Origin of the sequence: Clostridium sp. (genome assembly GCF_040797585.1) — a bacterium.
GTDB lineage: Bacteria > Bacillota > Clostridia > Clostridiales > Clostridiaceae > Clostridium_Z.
Window position 1 is genome coordinate 1 of sequence record NZ_JBFNEO010000282.1, and the last position, 2,767, is coordinate 2,767.

The 2,767-nt window shown below is 27.5% G+C and carries 3 protein-coding genes; 1 reads left to right on the forward strand and 2 read right to left on the reverse strand.

Annotated elements, in window-relative coordinates; translation table 11 throughout:
• Nucleotides 1–62: 62 nt before the first annotated feature.
• Nucleotides 63–1,325 carry a sensor histidine kinase gene (locus tag AB2369_RS12775; RefSeq protein WP_367666858.1) on the forward strand — a complete coding sequence of 421 codons (1,263 nt, stop codon included), beginning with the start codon at nt 63–65 and terminating at the stop codon, nt 1,323–1,325.
• A 77-nt stretch (nt 1,326–1,402) separates the two neighbouring features.
• Here AB2369_RS12775 and AB2369_RS12780 read toward each other — a convergent pair whose 3' ends face one another.
• Nucleotides 1,403–1,813, reverse strand: a complete 411-nt coding sequence (locus AB2369_RS12780; RefSeq protein WP_367666856.1) for a hemerythrin domain-containing protein — start codon at nt 1,811–1,813, stop codon at nt 1,403–1,405.
• Between the two features lie 161 nt (nt 1,814–1,974).
• Complete coding sequence (gene rbr / locus AB2369_RS12785; RefSeq protein ID WP_367666857.1) at nt 1,975–2,562, reverse strand: rubrerythrin; 588 nt, start codon at nt 2,560–2,562, stop codon at nt 1,975–1,977.
• Between the last annotated feature and the right edge of the window lie 205 nt (nt 2,563–2,767).

Here is a 2,767-nt window from a genome sequence, read left to right on the forward strand (position 1 = left end):
CTTTAAATATATTTATAATTATTTTCAGTGTATTATATATGACTTATACGTCAGATATTAATATGAAAAGAAATTATGATTTAATAGTTAATAATGTTAAAGATATAGGGAATATAGATGAAGATAATCTTAATTTAATAAATCAGTCAAGTAGATTAAATGTAGAGGTATTTGTTAAAGGAGAAGAGAGACTTTATATAACAGATAGTGAATATAAGGATAATTATACTGTGAATTTTCTATTTTCTATAGGGAATGGAGCATACTTTGAGGATGCTAAGAATATTAACAGTATTAATAATACCACAGATATGTTTAATATAAACTATGTATATGAAAGAGACATAGAGTTACCTTCAGGACAAGTGACTGTTAAGGTATGGGATAATCTATCAGAAAATCTAGAAAAAATACCTATATTTATTATGGGGATAACCATACTTGAAATAATATCTATATTGGCGTCAATGATAAAACTTTCTAAAGGAAGTAAAAAGATATTAAAGCCTATTGATGAAATGAATTCTACTGTAAAAGATATTACCATAAATAAGATTCATACAAGACTAAATATAAGTGGATCACAGAATGAACTTAAGGATTTAGCTTTAACTTTTAATGAAATGCTTGATAGGATACAAAAGTCCTATGAATCACAAAACCAGTTTGTGTCAGATGCTTCTCATGAACTTAGAACACCGATATCTGTGATACAAGGGTATATAAGGCTTCTTGATAGGTGGGGAAAAGAAGACAAAGATGTTTTAGATGAGTCCATAGAGGCAATAAAATCTGAAACAGAAAATATGAAGGACTTAGTAGAGAAATTATTGTTTCTTGCAAGGGGGGATAAGTATACTCAAAAGGTTAATAAAGAAACTTTTAATTTAAAGATTCTAATAGATGAGGTAGTAAAAGAAACTAAACTTATAGATGATAATCATAATATAAACTGTTATGAAAATCAGGATGTGGAAATATTTGCTGATTATAAATTATTAAAGGAAGCTTTACGTATATTTGTGGATAACAGCATAAAATATACTAAGCCTTCAGGAAGTATAACCATAGGATCATACTCTAGTGAAACTCAGGCTCATATAAATATAGAAGACACAGGAATAGGGATAGCTCCTGAAGATTTACCTAATATATTTAATAGATTTTACCGTGCTGACAAATCCAGAACTAAGGATACAGGGGGAACAGGCCTTGGCCTTGCCATAGCTAAATGGATAGTCATGGAGCATAGGGGTAGTATAGATGTTATAAGTGGAGTAAATAAAGGTACAAAAATAACTATTAATTTACCACTAAAAAAATAGAATAGTTAATATTTTATATAAAAGCATACTTCATTAAGTTGTGAAGTATGCTTTTTACGGCTTATTTAGAAAAAAATTTATTTTAATAAAGTATATAAATGATTGTCTTCTTTATTAAGTCTATTTTTTAATGCAATAAGTATTTTATCAGTTTCCATTTTAAATTTATTTATATCAGAACATATCTTATTTTTAGTATTAAATTTATTTTTATAATCTTCGAAGGTTATTTTTAAGTTTCCCATTTCATCTATGTAATTTTGGGTGATAGTTTTGATCTTTGAATCAGAGATACTTAGTAAGCTAGGATATAAGAAGTTGTCTTCACTTTGAAGATGAACCTTTAATTTTCCAGATAGTAAGCTTATTGTTTTTCCAAGATGCATAGCGTTCTCTTCTATATTAGAATCCTTTATTAAGGATTCAATTTCTTCTATAGATTTATATATTTCTTCGTGTTGTCTTGTAAAATTATTTATATTAAACATTTAATCACCTCGTAGTCTTTATATGAAAATTTTAATACTTTATAAAAGGAAATTATGTGACCAAAGTCAAATTTTTCATAAATATATTTATAATATAAGATAAATAAAAATGCCTAGGGTTTGAATTTAATTCCTAGGCATTTTTATTACAGAATAATATATTAATAGTTTTCATTTAATAGTTCAAAGTAAGCTTTAGGGTGCATACATGCTGGACACTTAACTGGAGCTTCATATCCTTCATGGATATATCCACAGTTTCCGCACTTCCAGTAAGATTTTTCTTCTCTCTTAAATACTTGTCCGTTTTCTATATTTGAAAGTAATTTTCTATATCTTCTTTCATGGTGCTTCTCAACATCTGCAATTCTTTCAAAAGCTATAGCAACTTCTATAAACCCTTCTTCTCTTGCAACCTTTGAGAATTCAGGATACATATCAGCCCACTCTTCATTTTCACCCATAGCAGCTGCTTTTAAGTTATCCTTAGTTTCTTCATGTAAGGATACTGGATAAGAAGCAGTGATTTCTATGGATTCATCCTTATAATCATCCTTTAAGAAGTCATAAAATCTTTTAGCGTGCTCTCTTTCTTGTTCTGCTGTTTCCATAAATATATTAGCTATTTGAATATAACCTTGCTTTCTAGCAACATTAGCAAAGAAAGTGTATCTATTTCTTGCTTGAGATTCTCCAGCAAAAGCCTTTAATAAGTTTTCAGCGGTTCTAGTATTCTTTAATGATTTCATATTAACATCTCCTCCAAATTTGTAATGATTATAATAAAATAATAAATATTAATTATTAACTTGTCAATAGTATTTTATAATAATTATTATTAATTAGAGAGAAGACTTAAAATAACAAGAAAATAAAAAAGCTAAGAAGTTAATATTACTTTTAACTTCTTAGCTTTTTATTTTATTTTTCATTACATTTCTCACAGACTCCAGT